Source organism: Lysinibacillus sp. JK80 (assembly GCF_027557635.1).
Taxonomy (GTDB): Bacteria; Bacillota; Bacilli; order Bacillales_A; family Planococcaceae; genus Lysinibacillus; species Lysinibacillus capsici.
Genome location: NZ_CP058997.1, coordinates 912,597 through 928,038 on the forward strand (window position 1 = coordinate 912,597; position 15,442 = coordinate 928,038).

23 protein-coding genes and 1 pseudogene are annotated in these 15,442 nt (G+C 37.3%); 8 read left to right on the plus strand and 16 right to left on the minus strand.

All coding sequences use genetic code 11. The features are described from left to right. Positions 1-41: 41 nt before the first annotated feature. Positions 42-1,556, minus strand: a complete 1,515-nt coding sequence (locus tag HXV90_RS04695; RefSeq protein ID WP_048392917.1) for a lmo1851 family serine protease — start codon at positions 1,554-1,556, stop codon at positions 42-44. 300 nt (positions 1,557-1,856) lie between these two features. Beyond that, positions 1,857-2,630: a GNAT family N-acetyltransferase gene (locus HXV90_RS04700; protein ID WP_269898496.1), complete on the minus strand. Its 774-nt coding sequence runs from the start codon at positions 2,628-2,630 to the stop codon at positions 1,857-1,859. A gap of 130 nt (positions 2,631-2,760) precedes the next feature. Here HXV90_RS04700 and HXV90_RS04705 point away from each other — a divergent pair, with 130 nt between their 5' ends. Next, on the plus strand, positions 2,761-3,039 hold the full coding sequence (locus HXV90_RS04705) for a hypothetical protein (protein WP_048392921.1): 279 nt from the start codon (positions 2,761-2,763) through the stop codon (positions 3,037-3,039). A gap of 43 nt (positions 3,040-3,082) precedes the next feature. Here HXV90_RS04705 and HXV90_RS04710 read toward each other — a convergent pair whose 3' ends face one another. After that, a complete protein-coding gene (locus HXV90_RS04710; protein ID WP_048392923.1) occupies positions 3,083-3,829 on the minus strand; it encodes a polysaccharide deacetylase family protein in 747 nt (248 codons plus the stop codon). A 59-nt stretch (positions 3,830-3,888) separates the two neighbouring features. On the opposite strand from HXV90_RS04710, the gene HXV90_RS23425 reads away from it, so the two are divergent. Beyond that, a complete protein-coding gene (locus HXV90_RS23425) occupies positions 3,889-4,050 on the plus strand; it encodes a hypothetical protein (protein WP_333474117.1) in 162 nt (53 codons plus the stop codon). A 177-nt stretch (positions 4,051-4,227) separates the two neighbouring features. On the opposite strand, the gene HXV90_RS04720 is transcribed toward HXV90_RS23425, so the two are convergent. From HXV90_RS04720 to fabZ, 4 genes and pseudogenes are all read right to left on the minus strand, one after another. Beyond that, positions 4,228-4,350 (minus strand): hypothetical protein, encoded by a 123-nt coding sequence (locus tag HXV90_RS04720; protein WP_269898497.1) that lies wholly within the window; start codon positions 4,348-4,350, stop codon positions 4,228-4,230. Next, complete coding sequence (locus HXV90_RS04725) at positions 4,334-4,828, minus strand: hydroxymyristoyl-ACP dehydratase (protein ID WP_269898498.1); 495 nt, start codon at positions 4,826-4,828, stop codon at positions 4,334-4,336. Before HXV90_RS04725 ends, HXV90_RS04720 begins: the two co-directional genes overlap by 17 nt. Positions 4,829-4,916: 88 nt before the next feature. Continuing rightward, positions 4,917-5,099 (minus strand): hypothetical protein, encoded by a 183-nt coding sequence (locus tag HXV90_RS04730; RefSeq protein ID WP_066036806.1) that lies wholly within the window; start codon positions 5,097-5,099, stop codon positions 4,917-4,919. A gap of 17 nt (positions 5,100-5,116) precedes the next feature. Further along, positions 5,117-5,541 (minus strand): annotated as a pseudogene (gene fabZ, locus HXV90_RS04735) (3-hydroxyacyl-ACP dehydratase FabZ). Between the two features lie 213 nt (positions 5,542-5,754). On the opposite strand from fabZ, the gene HXV90_RS04740 reads away from it, so the two are divergent. Both HXV90_RS04740 and HXV90_RS04745 read left to right on the plus strand, forming a co-directional pair. Beyond that, positions 5,755-6,372 (plus strand): LysE family translocator, encoded by a 618-nt coding sequence (locus HXV90_RS04740; RefSeq protein WP_004230157.1) that lies wholly within the window; start codon positions 5,755-5,757, stop codon positions 6,370-6,372. A gap of 87 nt (positions 6,373-6,459) precedes the next feature. Continuing rightward, positions 6,460-6,939 (plus strand): DinB family protein, encoded by a 480-nt coding sequence (locus HXV90_RS04745; protein ID WP_269898499.1) that lies wholly within the window; start codon positions 6,460-6,462, stop codon positions 6,937-6,939. A gap of 23 nt (positions 6,940-6,962) precedes the next feature. Here HXV90_RS04745 and HXV90_RS04750 read toward each other — a convergent pair whose 3' ends face one another. The 3 genes from HXV90_RS04750 to HXV90_RS04760 all read right to left on the minus strand — a co-directional run bounded on the left by HXV90_RS04750 (position 6,963) and on the right by HXV90_RS04760 (position 8,663). Beyond that, entirely contained in the window at positions 6,963-7,901 is a 939-nt protein-coding gene (locus HXV90_RS04750) for a DUF2268 domain-containing putative Zn-dependent protease (RefSeq protein WP_269898500.1), read from the minus strand. A gap of 5 nt (positions 7,902-7,906) precedes the next feature. Beyond that, positions 7,907-8,398, minus strand: coding sequence for a GNAT family N-acetyltransferase (locus tag HXV90_RS04755; protein ID WP_269898501.1), 492 nt, complete (start codon positions 8,396-8,398; stop codon positions 7,907-7,909). Between the two features lie 100 nt (positions 8,399-8,498). Further along, positions 8,499-8,663, minus strand: a complete 165-nt coding sequence (locus tag HXV90_RS04760) for a hypothetical protein (RefSeq protein ID WP_004230164.1) — start codon at positions 8,661-8,663, stop codon at positions 8,499-8,501. Between the two features lie 303 nt (positions 8,664-8,966). Between HXV90_RS04760 and HXV90_RS04765 the strand changes: the two genes are divergently transcribed. Both HXV90_RS04765 and HXV90_RS04770 read left to right on the plus strand, forming a co-directional pair. After that, positions 8,967-9,812, plus strand: a complete 846-nt coding sequence (locus HXV90_RS04765) for a copper amine oxidase N-terminal domain-containing protein (protein WP_048392936.1) — start codon at positions 8,967-8,969, stop codon at positions 9,810-9,812. A gap of 91 nt (positions 9,813-9,903) precedes the next feature. Next, positions 9,904-10,077: a hypothetical protein gene (locus HXV90_RS04770; protein WP_269898502.1), complete on the plus strand. Its 174-nt coding sequence runs from the start codon at positions 9,904-9,906 to the stop codon at positions 10,075-10,077. A 47-nt stretch (positions 10,078-10,124) separates the two neighbouring features. Here the strand turns inward: HXV90_RS04770 and HXV90_RS04775 are convergent, their stop codons facing one another. The 3 genes from HXV90_RS04775 to HXV90_RS04785 all read right to left on the minus strand — a co-directional run bounded on the left by HXV90_RS04775 (position 10,125) and on the right by HXV90_RS04785 (position 11,527). Further along, positions 10,125-10,508 carry a VOC family protein gene (locus HXV90_RS04775; protein ID WP_054548625.1) on the minus strand — a complete coding sequence of 128 codons (384 nt, stop codon included), beginning with the start codon at positions 10,506-10,508 and terminating at the stop codon, positions 10,125-10,127. 51 nt (positions 10,509-10,559) lie between these two features. Further along, complete coding sequence (locus HXV90_RS04780; protein WP_066036897.1) at positions 10,560-10,838, minus strand: ArsR/SmtB family transcription factor; 279 nt, start codon at positions 10,836-10,838, stop codon at positions 10,560-10,562. Between the two features lie 182 nt (positions 10,839-11,020). Continuing rightward, a complete protein-coding gene (locus tag HXV90_RS04785; protein ID WP_269899022.1) occupies positions 11,021-11,527 on the minus strand; it encodes an Lrp/AsnC family transcriptional regulator in 507 nt (168 codons plus the stop codon). Positions 11,528-11,714: 187 nt separating this feature from the next. On the opposite strand from HXV90_RS04785, the gene HXV90_RS04790 reads away from it, so the two are divergent. After that, positions 11,715-12,590, plus strand: coding sequence for a DMT family transporter (locus HXV90_RS04790; RefSeq protein ID WP_269899023.1), 876 nt, complete (start codon positions 11,715-11,717; stop codon positions 12,588-12,590). Between the two features lie 765 nt (positions 12,591-13,355). Beyond that, positions 13,356-13,868 carry a GNAT family N-acetyltransferase gene (locus tag HXV90_RS04795; RefSeq protein ID WP_269899024.1) on the plus strand — a complete coding sequence of 171 codons (513 nt, stop codon included), beginning with the start codon at positions 13,356-13,358 and terminating at the stop codon, positions 13,866-13,868. A 47-nt stretch (positions 13,869-13,915) separates the two neighbouring features. Here HXV90_RS04795 and HXV90_RS04800 read toward each other — a convergent pair whose 3' ends face one another. From HXV90_RS04800 to HXV90_RS04810, 3 genes are all read right to left on the minus strand, one after another. Beyond that, on the minus strand, positions 13,916-14,140 hold the full coding sequence (locus HXV90_RS04800) for a hypothetical protein (protein WP_269898503.1): 225 nt from the start codon (positions 14,138-14,140) through the stop codon (positions 13,916-13,918). Between the two features lie 245 nt (positions 14,141-14,385). Next, a complete protein-coding gene (locus HXV90_RS04805; protein ID WP_048392945.1) occupies positions 14,386-14,724 on the minus strand; it encodes a hypothetical protein in 339 nt (112 codons plus the stop codon). Between the two features lie 98 nt (positions 14,725-14,822). After that, positions 14,823-15,359: a TlpA family protein disulfide reductase gene (locus HXV90_RS04810; RefSeq protein WP_269898504.1), complete on the minus strand. Its 537-nt coding sequence runs from the start codon at positions 15,357-15,359 to the stop codon at positions 14,823-14,825. Positions 15,360-15,442 lie beyond the last annotated feature (83 nt).

Consider the following 15,442-nt stretch of genomic DNA (forward strand, 5'->3'; position numbering starts at 1 on the left):
CGCAGATGCCGTGAAAGACAACTGTTGCGACAGCTACATTGTTAGTTTGTTGTTTCCTCTGTTTTTTCGGCTGTTCCTACAAGAAGCTCTTTCGCTTTTAGTAACTGAGGATCATCGGCTTTCATTTTTGCACGTAATGCATCCATTAAAGCATACGTTGTATTACCTGTTAGAATGCCTGTTTCTTCAAGGTTGTTCGCTGCTTGTAGTTTTTCTACTGCCTGTGCGGTATTGTCATCAAAGATCCCATCTACTTCACCAGGCTCATACCCTAGCACCTGAAGCATCTCCTCTGCTGCTTTCACAGAGTCAGATTGTAGGCCTGTCTTCATTTCTAAAGAGGCATTCAAGTATGGTAAAGAGGCATAGGATGGATACGCAACTTTGACATCAGGCTCAATTCCTTTTTCATTAATCCAGTTGCCCTTCGGTGTTAACCATTTACCTGTCGTAAATTTCAAATTAGAGCCGTCTTTTAATGGTGTAACATTTTGGACAGTTCCTTTACCGAATGATGTTTCACCAACAACTTTAGCACCAACTGACTCTTTTAATGCTCCTGCCAAAATCTCAGAGGCTGAAGCACTGCCACTATCAACTAGTACCGTAATCGGTAGGTTATATTTTTTACCTGCAATGGCATTTGTAATTTGAGGCTCCGCATCTTTTTCTTGTACCTGCACAATCGCCTTTCCTTCTGGTACAAAGAAATTAGAGATATCGACTGCAGCCTTTAGGTAGCCACCAGGATTTTGACGTAAATCTAATACAATGCCCTTCATTCCTTTGCCTTCATACTCAGTAAGGATTTTTTCAAGCTCTTGGGCAGTTTGTTCACTAAATGATGTAACTTGAATATGGGCAATATTGCCATCCAGCATTTCACCATAAACGGTTTCGACTGGGATGTCATCACGAACAATTGTCATTTGAATAGGTTCCGTATTTTCGCCACGTTTTACCGTTAATTTTACGGGTGTTCCTTTTTCGCCACGAATCAGTGCAACTGCCTCTGTTGCACTTAAGCCCTGAATACTTTTCCCATCAACTGTTAAGATAATATCTTTTGGTAATAAGCCTGCCTTTTCAGCAGGAGAATTTTTGATAGGTGACACAACTGTAATATAACCATTACGTTCTTGGATTTCTGCACCAATTCCTTGGAAGCTTGAAGATAAGCCAGAATTAAATTGATCCGCTTCTTCCTTTACCATGAAATCGGAATAAGGATCGCCTAATGCATCAAACATACCATTGATCGCACCATCGACCACTTTTTCATCGTCAATATCTTGGTAATAGTTATTTTTCAGTAAATCAAATGCTTCATATAATTTTGTAAATTCCTCTCGTTCAATCGGAACTTTCACTTCTACTACTTTCTTATCACCAAAGGTTAACGCAAATATTGTTAAACCTGCCGTAATAAGAATTGTAAAGAACATTAGCATGATAAATTTAAACGGTTTCAGTTGTATAAATTGTCCTGCCGGCTTTATTTCAGCTGGAGTCGGCTCCTGCTGCTGTTCTGTACTTTCTTTTTTCTGTTCATCCATCTTGATTGTCACCACTCTCATTTACACTAACTTGTTGTCACACTACTACCATCTTAACAGGTTATCCAGAAGACGAAAAGAAAAAGACTGTCAAAATTTCATGACAGACCTTGTCCGATCATGCTTCATTCTAACTAGCATTCCAGCACCTATTCAGCCATCATACTACTAAGTTTAGGCATATTATGGTACTGCCTTTTAATTTTACTCATTTCCTAGTAGCAGTCAACAAAAAACTCAAAGAATCATAGAAATGCTATAAGAATATAACGTGCCAGTGTCCAAAAAAGTTGCATCCTATCAGGAATTATTCATGAGTTTTTGCAGTTTTTTATATACGGAATGCACGGTTAATCGATGAAAGGCAATCAATTGTCCTTTATAAACCACTGAAAAAATACCATATGGTGTCGGTGATTTCTCCATCAGCTCTTCTCTCGTTTGAAGATCCACCAGCACTGGCTGCAATCCTAATTTTTCGGCAGCTAATTGAATATTTTCCGTGGCGACGTCTATATATGGACATTGAAAGGAACGTAAAATCGTTAAATGAGGAAATCTCGTTAATCGTTCCTGCCAATTATCAGGAAAGTATGGCCGTTCAACGCTTTCATGAAATGGAAAGACCCATAATTCAAAATCATCGAGTGCTGTTGCCATATGTTGAAACTGGTGCTGTAAAAATAAATCCTTGCTTGGCGTCCAGGAAGTTTGGTCATTTGTAATGACCACCACTCCCTTTTTCCCACGTTCCTTGGCATCCTTTAAGCACCTCTTCAGTAATTGTGTACCATAGCCCTTCCCCACTGCACTTACCCATAAACAGTGAATCACCACATAGCCATCTGCATGTACAACTCTTGAAGAGTATTCCGCGTCTGTATATTCTATAAAACCTACTTGTTTTTGATTTTCAAGTACTTGTATGTAATGTAAGCCCTTTTCAAATTGTTGATTAAGCCATTTGTTTTTGTTCTGATAGCCCTCTGTTTTTTTCTTGCTTCGTAAACAAAAGCTGCCCTTCCCCTCTAACAGCTCACTATTCATTTCAATCAGCTCTACATGGTGTGTCAATGCTAGTCCCCCAATCCGTTGATTGTACTAATTTTACCATTTTTAGTGAATCATTCAACATCATCGGAATCGCCTTTTCACTTGTTGTCGCATATGATGCAAGTAATGACAAATGTAAGGAGGAAAAACAATGGGGAGAAATAATAAACCGAGCCAAGGCAATGAATCCATAGAAATTTATGCGGCTAAGCTATCCTATATTGGCACAGCCATTTCAACATTAGGGGATGGTTTACAAACCATTGCAGCGGGACTCGCATTAGAAGCGCTCCAAAACGCGAACAATGATTCTTCTCAAACGAATAATGGCAATGGAAATGGGCATCAAACAGTTAAAATAGATAATATGCAGAAACAAATTGATTATTTAATTGCTGAGCTTAAACACATCAAAAAAATGTTTAAATAACCTTTACATAAAGAAAAGTGTTGAAGACATTTCTGCTTCAACACTACTGTTTTTTTTCCATTTTCTTATGTGTCCTTTGGATTTCCAATAATTCAGAAACCGTCACAAACTGATAGCCCTGTTTTTCAAGCTCCGGTATGATTTGTTCCATTGCCTGAACCGTTTGTGCTCGATTTCCCCCACCGTCATGAAATAGGACAATATTGCCTGCCTTCACACCTTTTAAAACGGTATTCACGATGCGATGAACACCTGGGCTTTTCCAGTCAAGCGTATCTAAATGCCAAGACCACATAACAACCTTATAGCCTTTTTTTGAAATTGCATCAATCATCGCATCGGTATATTGTCCTTCAACTGGTCTAAATAATGTTGGCTGATAGCCTGTAATCCCTGCAATCACTTCATCTGTTTGCTGTATTTCTTTCATTAAATTGGTAACATTTGTTCTTAAAGGGTGTGTATAGGTATGATTGGCCAATTCATGTCCTTCTTCGTACATTCTTGTAATCAGCTCAGGATTTTTTTCTGCATTTTGACCGACAATAAAAAAGGTTGCTTTTGCATTATATTTTTCCAATACATCAAGGATATTCGCTGTATATTTGCGATGAGGCCCATCATCAAATGTTAAGGCAATGATTTTTTCATCTGTCTGAATTTCCCAAAGAATTTGACCTGCTTCCTCATAATACTTTCTTCCTTTATTTTCAGAAGAACTCACTTTTACATAAAAAAGCGATACCGTGATTAGACTAAGTGGTAGTAAAAGCAATAAAAACTTTTTCACATTTTCACGTCCCCAAATAATTATTTTCGTACTTTATTATTTGAGGATTTCCTAAAAAAATGCTTATGTTTCACATTCATTCATTAAAATTTGGTGGTGGATATGATGTGCCAGATGTTGCATATACTCCTCTATCAACCATCCCAATGTCCTTTGTTGTTGATTCATCACACATGGCTGGGCCAATGTCTCTTCATCAAGGTGGTCCAGTACATACATGATTTTTTTGTTGATGCTTGTCCACAACATTAAAATATCTTCTAATGGTAATTCCTGATAGCCCTGTAACGCGACCCATTATACTTGGTCGTATGTAGTCACTACATAGGGTGAAGCTTCATTCTGAACTTGAAGAAATCGTTCAAGATTGACAATAGCCGAATCACATAAATGACCGATTACTTCTTTTTGGACCATTTTTTTGGAGCAGGTCGTTGTGTTATTTCCGCTTCTGTCATCACACGAAATACTTCTGGTACTTTTATAAGCCAATAATGTAATTGTTCAACTGTCTTTTGCACGAAGGTCACTCCCTTCTGAAACAATTGTTACGTAATAATCTAATAATGCAATCACTGCCTGCACCCGCTTATGTTCGATTTCAATTTTAAAGGAAATCCATATAATGGCGACATTAAAACTCAAGACGGCTAATGCAACGATTTGGACAAGCGACATGCCGATCATGAGCTTGCTATTCATGGTTGTAGCAAGCAATGTAAACATGGATAAAATAACACCACTCATGGTAATAAACATGGGCTTCATGCGTATTATCTCATTTGCCTGTACCTTTAACAGATGGACAATAAATCGCAGCTCTTGCCTTGTATATTGTTGCTGAAGGATAACAAAATAGGACTGATACACATCCTCATCAAGCTTTTTATGCAATATATTTTTATGCATCTTTTGCACAAATTGATCACAGAAATCGTTCGCCAACGCTTGCTCTGGCTGTAGCTGTTCTTCTTTATGTTCTATAAAAGCGACCCTCAAACCTCCTCACCCTCTCATATTAAAACTTTCACTCCATTTACTATATGAAGGAAAGAGAGCCGTGTAGTACGAATTGAAGCAAAGTCGTTTATTTTTGAGTGTCTTTTTGCCGCGCTCTACTTAATCCAAAAATAGCTGTTGCGAAAACAAAAACTACCGTACAAAGCCACATTGTCACCCCATTCCAAGCGCCTTTAGCAATCGTAATATTCGCTAATAGCGCTATTTGCATGATACAAACGGCGATATAAAGCATAAATGTGTAATTCAACCGAGAGCCTCCATTTTCTAAGATCCAAAAGCGAAAACAAGATCCGTCTCGCAAACTATTTCTCCATCTACCATTGCAATCCCTCTGCCTTTCCAACAGCGCCCTTCACACGCGTAATCTCCACTTCTAGATGTAGCTGATCACCAGGCTTTACTTGCTTTTTAAAGCGACAATGATCGATTCCTGCCAATAAACCTAATCTTCCCTCATTCCCAGCCTTTGTCAGCATAATTACTGCACTAACCTGTGCTAATGCTTCAACAATTAGCACACCTGGCATCACAGGATACTGCGGAAAATGACCTTTAAAAAACTCTTCATTAATCGTTACATTTTTCAACCCCACTGCGCGCTTGCCCTCTTCTAACTCCACAATACGGTCTACCAAAAGAAATGGATATCGGTGTGGCAAAATAGCTTGTAATTGTTGACTTGTTAACATATGAATTCCTCCAACGTATTTTTTATAATCTTATTCTAACACTAAATATTAGTACTAGGTAATAAAATTTAATAAGTATTATTCATTAGTTTTCTGAATTATTTTTCATTATTTTTTCAATATTTCTTTATCGACAGCCACACAATAGCTAGAATATAATATTCCATGCATTCACCCTAGAATGATTAGTTTATTAGAATAGGATGGTTTCGCATGTTATCTTTTATCGCAATAGTTCTTTTATTATTTTTAATTCCAGGTCCTGCAGTAATTATTACCATTACACAAACATTAAAAAGCGGAAAAAAGAATGGTATTTATACAGCTTTAGGTATCGGTCTTGGTGACTTGGTTCATACATTAGCGGCTGTTTTAGGTCTCTCTGCTATTTTAATGAAATCAGCCACTGCCTTTGAAGTGGTGAAATATATTGGTGTGGCATACCTTGTTTACTTAGGCATTCAGATGCTCCTCACAAAGCCAAAGAAAATTGAGCAACCGACTGTCGAACAAAGTCCTGCTAGTACTTCATTCCGTCAAGGCTTTTTAGCAGAAATCCTCAATCCAAAGACGGCACTGTTTTTCCTAGCCTTCCTACCGCAATTTGTTCAGCATAACGAGCAATCTGTCACAAGCCAATTGCTAACACTCGGTATAACATTTGTCGTGATGAGTGCTTTATATACAATCCTACTCGCAGTAATTACAAGCTTCATTGGCGAAAAAATCTTTACAAAAACAAGCGGTAGCTCACGCTGGCTCGAAAAGACAGTTGGCTTCGTTTATATCGGTCTCGGTGTCCGTTTAGCATTACAGACACAAAGTAGATAAATTGGAGAAGAACACAAAAAGTGTTCTTCTTTTTTTGCAGGAAAATGGAGTTTTAATAGCCAATAATATTAAAAAGGAGGGTTACATTTGAATCAACGTCAAGAAAATCTATTTCAGCAGCTAGCCAATTATCGTGGCGAGCTGCTTCACTTACTCGAGCATGTATCAGAAGAAAAAGCGAACATCATCCCAGCTGGATTTCATAATAATATTCGCTGGAATATGGGTCATGTTTATCTCGATCAATATTTATGGATAGAGGCATTAACAAAGGAAAAGGATATAGATTTAGAAGCTCTCAAGAAATGGTTTAGCTTTGGTACATCGCCAAAGCATTTTGACGACGAAACGCCATCCTTCGAGGAATTAAAGAAGTATTTAGCTCAGCAGCCTGAACAATTAAAGGAACAGTATGGCCATCGATTGTCAGAGGAATTCCCTCCTATTGATATGGGTATGCAAACCATTGAACAAGTACTGTTACGCACCATCTTTCATGAAGGTATGCATTTACAAGCGATTTTAACCATTTATCGATGCCTAAACGAAGCAACAGACCGAGTTTGATACTGGGTCTGTTGCTTACTTGTTTATTGGTAGTTTTCAAGATAGTTGCCTTTGTCAAAAATTTCTTTCGGACTTAAAGCAGTCCACTCCTCTATCGATACATTGGGATGCAAATCCAGATAGGATTTTACCATTTTATAGCCCTCACTGTAGCCATATTCATAGGGTAGACCATTTCCACCTAAATTGATTTCAGATGCACGATTCAAGTCCCTCTTTTCGAGATCTCCTACAATTTTTGACCAATAAAAGTCTTTGGAATTGAAATCAATTTTCCTTAAATCCATTTCGGGATTGACTAATTTTTCAAACATAACTGCTTTTCCTTCAAACACCATGTGGTCCAATACGGTTCCTTCAGTTCTTGGGCGGTTTTCAGTCAAAACACTATGATGATATTCATGAGGTATTGTATATCTTATATATTCATCATTATAATATTTATTGTATAGAACAGTTATTTTACCTGACCCTATAGCCACCATGCCAATCCCTACATCTGTAGCAGGAAAAACACATACGGTTGTTTCATTTTTTGTAGGAAGAAAATCAGAAGCTTTGAAAAGAGCTTCTTTAATGCTCCTTTCCGTTGCTTCCCTTTCAATATTTTCACTTAATAATTGATTATCTTTTATTTGTTTAGGCGTTATGTTTAGCACCAACTCAGCCAAGTTTATATATTCACCATTCTCAAAACAAGCACTATAAACTGGATCAACAACCTCTTCTCGATAGATGTCCAATGGCGAACGATCTGGGTCACTTTCTACCTTTTCCGTATAGTTTTGAAAAAGCTCATAAGCATGAATAATTTTAAATGGTTGCTTTGTTTCAGGATGTTCGAATGAAACCGTGATATTTTCTACATCTGGTTTCTCATAAGAAGGCTTTTCTGTTTGTGCACAGGCACTAAGTATGAAGCATAACATCATTAATACGATAAAACCCTTTACACAATTCATCCTTTTCATCCGTCCTTTTCATCAGGAAATAATTTAACCATGCTAACGTTCATTAACGATATGCCCTGTCGCTCGACTGTTTGTGTTTGCATGATTTGGTATCCTTTCCGTTCAAAAAATGGTCTCGCTGTAAGACTAGCATCCGTGTAAATATGGGTAAGACCAAGTTTTCTTGCGTCTGCTTCTAGTAAATCTACGATGGCTGATGCAATCCCCTGTCCTTGAAAATCCTTATGGACATAAAGTCGATTTAAATAGCCCTCCATTGTCATATCCCCAAAGCCAACAATTTGATGATGCTTCCGTGCGACATAGGTCTTATTATGTCTTAAAGTCTTTTGCCAAGTGGCTACTTTAACTGGCTGTATGGCTAACGGTGCCCAAGCCTCCAATTGGGCCTGTGAATAATCTTTTGCGTTTACACTATGTACGGTTTCGTAAAATAATTGCAGAATTTCTTCTAAATCATCGTCATGATAGTTTGTAAAATGAAGCATCTATACACCCCCTTTTCTCGCAATCTATTATACCAATGATAGGATATTTATGTAAAATTATAGCAAGCTTATAGATCAAAGTAATCTATAAGCTTTTGTTCTACTGTTTCGGTGTATTGGCTGTCAGCGGATTTGCATTGGCTACTAATTGTACAGGCGTAGTTGTTTGTTGAAAGCTATCCTTTTGTCCTTGATTCGATTTTCCGTAGCCTTTCATCACAGCAAATAATGCTGCACCAACAATGCCCCATGTCAAAAACTTCATTTAAAAAACCTCCTTTCAGCATTAGTATTCGAGAACAAATACAGATTATACGCTGTCAAACAGTTGCTAATAGCGGTGGTGACTTTGTATAATTTGTATTTCAACTTCTTTACTTTGATATCTAGCAACACGATAGTTTTAATCTAAATGACACACTGCAAAAACAAGTCCAAAATATTGAAGATGATACACAACCTTTTCCAGCCAAAAGAAAAAATAGTAAAGTTTTTATTATATACATAAGAATATTATGGTAAAATTTCCGATGGTGGTAAGTGTTAAAGTATAAGGAGGTTATATACCATGAAAAAATTTTTTACAGGGCTATTTTTAACATCTACATTATTTGTAGCAACACCTGCTGATGCCGCAACGACACAAATCAAAATCGACGATGTTGTGGTAAAATCTGATACAGCACCCGAGCAAAAAAACAATCGAACAATGGTGCCATTACGAGTGATCAGTGAAAATCTTGGTGCGCAAGTTCATTGGCAGGATTCACAAATCACCCTTTCAATGGATCAAACAACCATTAAATTGAATCTTAATAACCGAACAGTCATTAAAAATGGTCAAAAAGAGCAATTGGATGTACAACCATACATGAAAAACAATCGCACCTATGTACCAATTCGCTTTATTGCTGAAACATTCGGCAGCCAAGTGCATTATAATGATGGCACAGTAAATATTACGACTGAACCATTGCTAATTGAAGATGAAAAAATCAAGGTACTACGCTATGAATACCATATGACAATGGGTGGTGTCATTCAGGACATCAAGGGCAATGCCTATCACCAAGCACTTTTCAAAATTTTCCAAGAAAAGAAAGGCGACAAAGTAGAGGCTCCGAAAGATTATTATTGGCACCTCAATCTAGAAACTCCTGGATCTTATTACAAGCTTGGTCAATTTGATTTTATGAGCCATGATCAAAACAGTGTTCGACAATATGATATCTATACATTAAATCAACCTTTCCCAGAGGAATTATTACAAGGCTATCCTGAGTATTTACTCCATGATTTCGATGGCGATAACTGGTATATTTTCTCTGAGCAAGCAGTGAAGTCAATACAGCAGCTGATTAATAGTGCATATAATAATGGCTTTAGCAAAATAATTAGTAATACAGTCGCTTAAAAAAATTTTTAATGGCAGCTATACACAACATATTCTGTAAAAAGATGTGCAAAATATTCATATCAACGATTGATTGATGGAGGTTTGCCTCATGCAGAAATTCCTATCATTAAGTATAGCGCTACTATTCCTTTTATCTGCTTGTTCGTCGGAAAAAGCTCCGCCCAGCGAGGAAGCAGAAGCCAAAGAACAGACCGTAAATGCGCAGCCAAAAGAAAATCTAAACGTTTTGAACGATGATCAAGGTTGGGTAATGGCTGAGTAATGAGAAAAGCGTGTTTTGATATTTTTTATCAAACACGCTTTTCTACACTATTTTTGTATAATCTGAATAAGGTTGCCACATGTATCATTAAAAACTGCTATTGTGACTTCTCCCGCTTTTGTCGGCTTAAGTGTAAATTCAACGCCTTTCTCCAATAAACGGCTATACTCCTTTTCTAAATCAGCAACTCCAAACATTGTTGCTGGAATGCCTTCAGCGAAAATCCTCCTTTGATAGTCCTTTGCTGCAGGATGCTCATCTGGCTCAAGTAATAGCTCAGTGCCCTCTAAATCATCAGGCGACACAAGCGTTAGCCATCTATGTTTTCCTACTGGGACATCCTCCTTTTTTACAAACCCTAGCTTTTCCGTATAAAATGCCAGTGCCTTTTCCTGATCTTGTACAAAGATACTGTTAACAATAATATTCAATTGCTTTTCCTCCTTTTAAGTCGTTTAAGAAGCATCCTTCACACGTAAACTTTACTCTACCCATCCTTTCAGTAAATCTTTAAGTGGTTCCTTATTGAAAAGAATGACTCGATATTTTCCCTTCCGCTGTGATAGGACGAGTCCAGCACTCTCTAAGACAGACAGATGCTTAGCAATCCCCTGCCTCGAAATTGAAAGTTCATGTTTCATTAGAAGACGCACCGTCAATTCATACAACGTCATCTCATCACACTCAGCCAGTTCATCTAATATAAGTCTCCGAGTCGAGTCCCCTAGTGCTTTAAAAATAGCGTCTTTATCCCAATTCATAGCTTGATTATAGGCAACTCTATGGTTGCATGTCAACTATAAGCAACTTGTGGGTTGTATGATTTTTGTACGTGTGGTCTCCTTATTTGAACAGGGTGAATCTTTAGGAGCGGGGCTCTACTCATTTGGAGCGGCTGCTTACCTATCATGAGTAAAAAAACAGCAAGCCTGAGTTAGCTTACTCAGACTTGCTGTTTTTCTTCGATCGGTAACACTGTAGAATATTTAATTTCTCGTAAGGATAAATTCGTTTGAATTCTAGAAACGCCAAGCTTATTTAATTTTCGAATAAATTGATCTAAGTCTTGGCGGTCTCGAATTACGACCTTTAACAAATAATCATAGGCACCTGTTAAGCAATGACATTCCAAAATTTCGGTCATTGTTTTCAAGCTGTTTTCTAACTCCTCTATTTCCTTCTCCTGATGAATATTTGTGCTCATAAATATATAGCACAATAAATCAAACCCTAGTTTCTCCTGATTTAAAATTGCGACTTGTTGATCTATATAGCCTTCATTTTCTAGACGTTTCACCCTTGTATGGGTTGCTGGTGGGGACAGATTCACCCGTCTAGCTAATTCCGCATTGCTAATGTGAACCTCTCGCTGCAAAATCGCTAAGATTTGCAGATCGACATTATCTAATCCTTTATTTTTATATCCTCCATTGTTTTCTCCTCTTTTGATTATTTTTAGACAAGGAAGTTTTTAACGCGATTTCAAAACATTATTTTGATATTCATTAAATAACTTTCGATTATTTTGATTTTATTCAATTATACAAAATATTATACTGATAAATCACTAATAGTGCTATGATTCTTATTATACATAAAAGCAAAAGGAGTGTACCTATACTGTGGTTAAATTTTATATGGGCTTAATGCTTGTCACGAGCTTACTATGGGGAGGCAATTTTGTTGTGGCTAAGACGCTAGTGGCTCATGCCTCTCCAATGACCTTAACGTTGGTCAGATGGCTGATCGCAGTGATCGTCCTGCTACCGTTAGTTTGGTGGAAAGAGAAGAGATTGGTTCCTGCTAAAGCCGCTCTTGTGCCATTATGCCTGATGGGCATTACAGGTGTTGCCTTGTTTAATATATTTCAATTTTTAGCGTTGGAACGAACAACATCCACGAATGCTGGCCTTATTTCTACAATGAATACCATGTCCATCGCCCTTTTTTCCTTCGCCTTTCTGAAAGAAAAAATAAATGGCTTGCAACTTCTGGCGATGGTACTCTCTTTACTTGGTGTTTTTCTTGTCCTTTCGAAAGGAGATTGGCAGCTGTTATGGCACTTCCAATTGAATACAGGAGATTTATGGATGGTGGCAGCCGTTTGCGTATGGGGACTTTATTCTGTATGTAGTAAGTGGGCTATGCAAACAACCTCTCCGTTAATGGCGACATTGTATGCAGGTTTGTTTGGGGTACTCATCCTAGTCCCATTCACGATTACGGATTTTACCTTCTCCGAAATCGACTCCTCTTTCATCCTTTCGCTTCTTTATACAGGGGTCATCTCTACAGTAGTTTGTATGGTATTTTGGAATATTGGCGTTCAACAATTAGGTGCCACAACCTCTGGTATTTTTCTAAACTTTAATCCTATTTTTACAGCATTGCTCGCCTTTTTATTTATCGGTGAACAGCTAAGCTGGCTGCAAGGCATTGGGGGAATCATCGTGATTTTGGGATGCTACTTATTCACACATTTTAAAACGAAGACGCCTCAGGCTGTGCTCTAAATTTCTATTTTTCAAACTTGCAAATAATAAAAGATGCATTCTGCCTCTTAAAACTCATCGAGAGGCAATGCATCTAATGATGTAGATGTTTTTTGCTACTACCACAAGTGAAACACCGTTCCTTCGTGAAGCTTGTCATACGTAAACCTTGCCCATAATGGTGTTGCAATCTTATATGGATATTGATTACTGCTGCATGAGCGTTCTTGAGGCTGCAGTAGTTTTGCCAATTGTCTTCATCCATTCCAACGATTATCCGCTTCGGTGATTTCGAGATGGGTATCAAAATTGATAATAAGAATATGTATCGTTCTCCCCTCAGAAAGCTTTAAAATTCCATGCTTTAATGCATTTTCAATTAATGGCTGGTTAGTCAGTGATGGGATGAGGACAGTTGTCTCCGACTCTAGTTGCCATACAACCTGAATACGCTTGCCAAAACGCTCCTACTGTATATAGAAGTAGACTTGAACCAACCTAAGTTCATTTTCTAGTGGAACAAGTGCTTCCACATTTTGAAAATTACAGGACTCTCTTAAAAAATCTCAATGCCTCTACTAATTTACTTGTCCGTTCACTATTTTAATTCACTAAACCCGACAGGAAGAAGGTCTTTTTAATGACGGTCCTTTTTTGGCTGAAAAAGCAAACCAGTATTCATGTCTATCCACACATCTACAAAATCTGAACAATCACAAAATTGAGTGAGATTAACCCTAGACTACAGGTATAATGAAAGAAAAACCAAAATTGATTGGAGATGCCATGAAAATTCGATTGGAAACATTAACACAGGGTGATTTTGAAAACTTATATGCATTTGAGGTTAAAAATAGGGCCTATTTTGAAAAAACCGTCCCAAGTCGAGGGGATGACTATTACGAATTACCAAATTTCAAAAGAAAAAATGACATGCTTTTAGAGGAGCAAGCACAACAGCTATCCTATTTCTATCTAATAAAAAATGAACTTGAAGAAATTATAGGAAGAATCAATGTAATCGATATTGATAAGGATCAACGATTAGGCCATATCGGTTATAGAGTAGGAAAAGAATTTAGTGGGAAAGGGGTTGCCCATACAGCCTTAGAATTAGTATTAGACCTTATGCGCCAGCAAGGCATGCTCATCATTGAGGCACAAACAACAACGAACAATATAGCCTCTCAAAAAGTATTAGAAAAAAACGGTTTTAAACCATTGGATAGAAGCGGAGAATCATTTGAAATGAATGGTCAAAACTTCACTTTTACTTATTACCGGTGGATTAATTCCTAGGATGATCTGACAAACCGGATTGTCAGATCATCCAATAAAGAATGTGCCTAATCTAATGAGACCCCTTTAATCGCTGTTTTCAATTCCTCTAAACTCTTAATCATTTGCAGTAAAGAATGATATTCAGCTGCATTCAAGTGATCACCATGCACTGTTATGTATCTTTTTATGCTACTTTCCATTGTTTGAATTTCTAGCATAGCATTATACTGAACGTCAGGTTCTTGGGGTCTACTCTTCTCTCTATTTTGTTGGTTTCGACTTTGGGGCACTGCGGTTTGATAGCTCCTTTAACATATTGTATACCTCCATAGATATACATATTTTGCATGACAAATTACTAATAACAAAGGGTAATTATAGTATAATAGTTACCTTTTTATTCCTTTATAATTGTAAAAATACAATTATCGAAGCCTATTTTATAATATAGCACTCTACAAATTCTATACAACGCAAAAAAATCAAAATGAGCACCTAGCCATCTTGATTTTTTGCAGGTGGAAGCCAATAACTTTCACACCTTTTGTGGTGGAATAATGCCTGTTACAAGTAAAATAAAGAATACCAATCCAATAAGGAAAAATATCAGTGACGCTATAAATACGGGTCCAAGTTTAACCTTGAACCGTTCTCGCTCATGAATAATCCCTGTTTGTGCACTCACTTGGGATGTATAAAGCCTTGACATCGCTCCACCGCTACTCGAAAAGTAAAACGTTCCTAAGGTAAAGGCAATGCCCGTGAAAAACATCACTTCGATAAATCTCACAGAGAATATTGTAGCAACCCAGTACGTCAACGATATTTCTACAATCCATGCAATGATGATAATAATCATGTGTTTCCGTGGCATTAAAGGAGCCCCTTCCTTTTTCTTTAGCTACTTCTACGCATCTTTTTAGAAAAAGTTTCATTTTTCTAAATATATTGTCTATAAGACTTATTCTGTTCTTAGAGATCATCAATCAATTGTATTAATTGTTGTTGAGTGAGTTCGCCTTTCACGCTGTGCTGTAATTTTCCTTCTTTATCAAAGATAAAGGTACTAGGATAATTCACCACTTCAAACGTTTTCTGTAGTACTCCCTCTTCGTCTAGGAAGATAGGAAATGATAAATCATAGGTATCCTTAAATGCTGCCGCCTTCTTATAGCTATCATAGGCTGTGGCATTGATGGCTAGCAGCTCGACATCCTTTGATTTTTGTTGATAGAATGCCTCTAGTTCAGGTGCTTCCTGTTGACAAGGTCCACACCAGGACGCCCAAAAATTCACTACTACTATTTTGCCCTTATATGCTTCAAACGTTGTGGAGGATTGATCTAGCTTTGTTAAAGCAGTTTCATAATTAATTTGTTTGGTGCCATCCTCCAAAACAGTCATTGATGGTGTAAGAGATGCTTGGAAAAAAACATTTTTTAATGCCACACCAATAAAGATTGCTATGATAAGTGCAGAGATAATGAAACTTGTTTTTTTACGATTCATACTAACTCTCCTTTTAAAATATACAAATATTTGTATATTTTACCATACTATCAACTAACAGAATATGAACTTTTTATAAAAAA

Bases quoted from the DNA above. Each gene is read 5' to 3' on its own strand.
- HXV90_RS04705 (WP_048392921.1), top strand. From the start codon at position 2,761: ATGGGGAGAAATAATAAACCGAGCCAAGGCAATGAATCCATAGAAATT.
- HXV90_RS04755 (WP_269898501.1), bottom strand. From the start codon at position 8,398: ATGCTTCATTTTACAAACTATCATGACGATGATTTAGAAGAAATTCTG.
- HXV90_RS04695 (WP_048392917.1), bottom strand. From the start codon at position 1,556: ATGGATGAACAGAAAAAAGAAAGTACAGAACAGCAGCAGGAGCCGACT.
- HXV90_RS04810 (WP_269898504.1), bottom strand. From the start codon at position 15,359: ATGAATCGTAAAAAAACAAGTTTCATTATCTCTGCACTTATCATAGCA.
- HXV90_RS04760 (WP_004230164.1), bottom strand. From the start codon at position 8,663: ATGAAGTTTTTGACATGGGGCATTGTTGGTGCAGCATTATTTGCTGTG.
- HXV90_RS04790 (WP_269899023.1), top strand. From the start codon at position 11,715: ATGGGCTTAATGCTTGTCACGAGCTTACTATGGGGAGGCAATTTTGTT.
- HXV90_RS04750 (WP_269898500.1), bottom strand. From the start codon at position 7,901: ATGAATTGTGTAAAGGGTTTTATCGTATTAATGATGTTATGCTTCATA.
- HXV90_RS04765 (WP_048392936.1), top strand. From the start codon at position 8,967: ATGAAAAAATTTTTTACAGGGCTATTTTTAACATCTACATTATTTGTA.
- HXV90_RS04780 (WP_066036897.1), bottom strand. From the start codon at position 10,838: ATGAATTGGGATAAAGACGCTATTTTTAAAGCACTAGGGGACTCGACT.
- HXV90_RS04795 (WP_269899024.1), top strand. From the start codon at position 13,356: ATGAAAATTCGATTGGAAACATTAACACAGGGTGATTTTGAAAACTTA.
- HXV90_RS23425 (WP_333474117.1), top strand. From the start codon at position 3,889: ATGCTTATGTTTCACATTCATTCATTAAAATTTGGTGGTGGATATGAT.
- HXV90_RS04740 (WP_004230157.1), top strand. From the start codon at position 5,755: ATGTTATCTTTTATCGCAATAGTTCTTTTATTATTTTTAATTCCAGGT.
- HXV90_RS04770 (WP_269898502.1), top strand. From the start codon at position 9,904: ATGCAGAAATTCCTATCATTAAGTATAGCGCTACTATTCCTTTTATCT.
- HXV90_RS04805 (WP_048392945.1), bottom strand. From the start codon at position 14,724: ATGCCACGGAAACACATGATTATTATCATCATTGCATGGATTGTAGAA.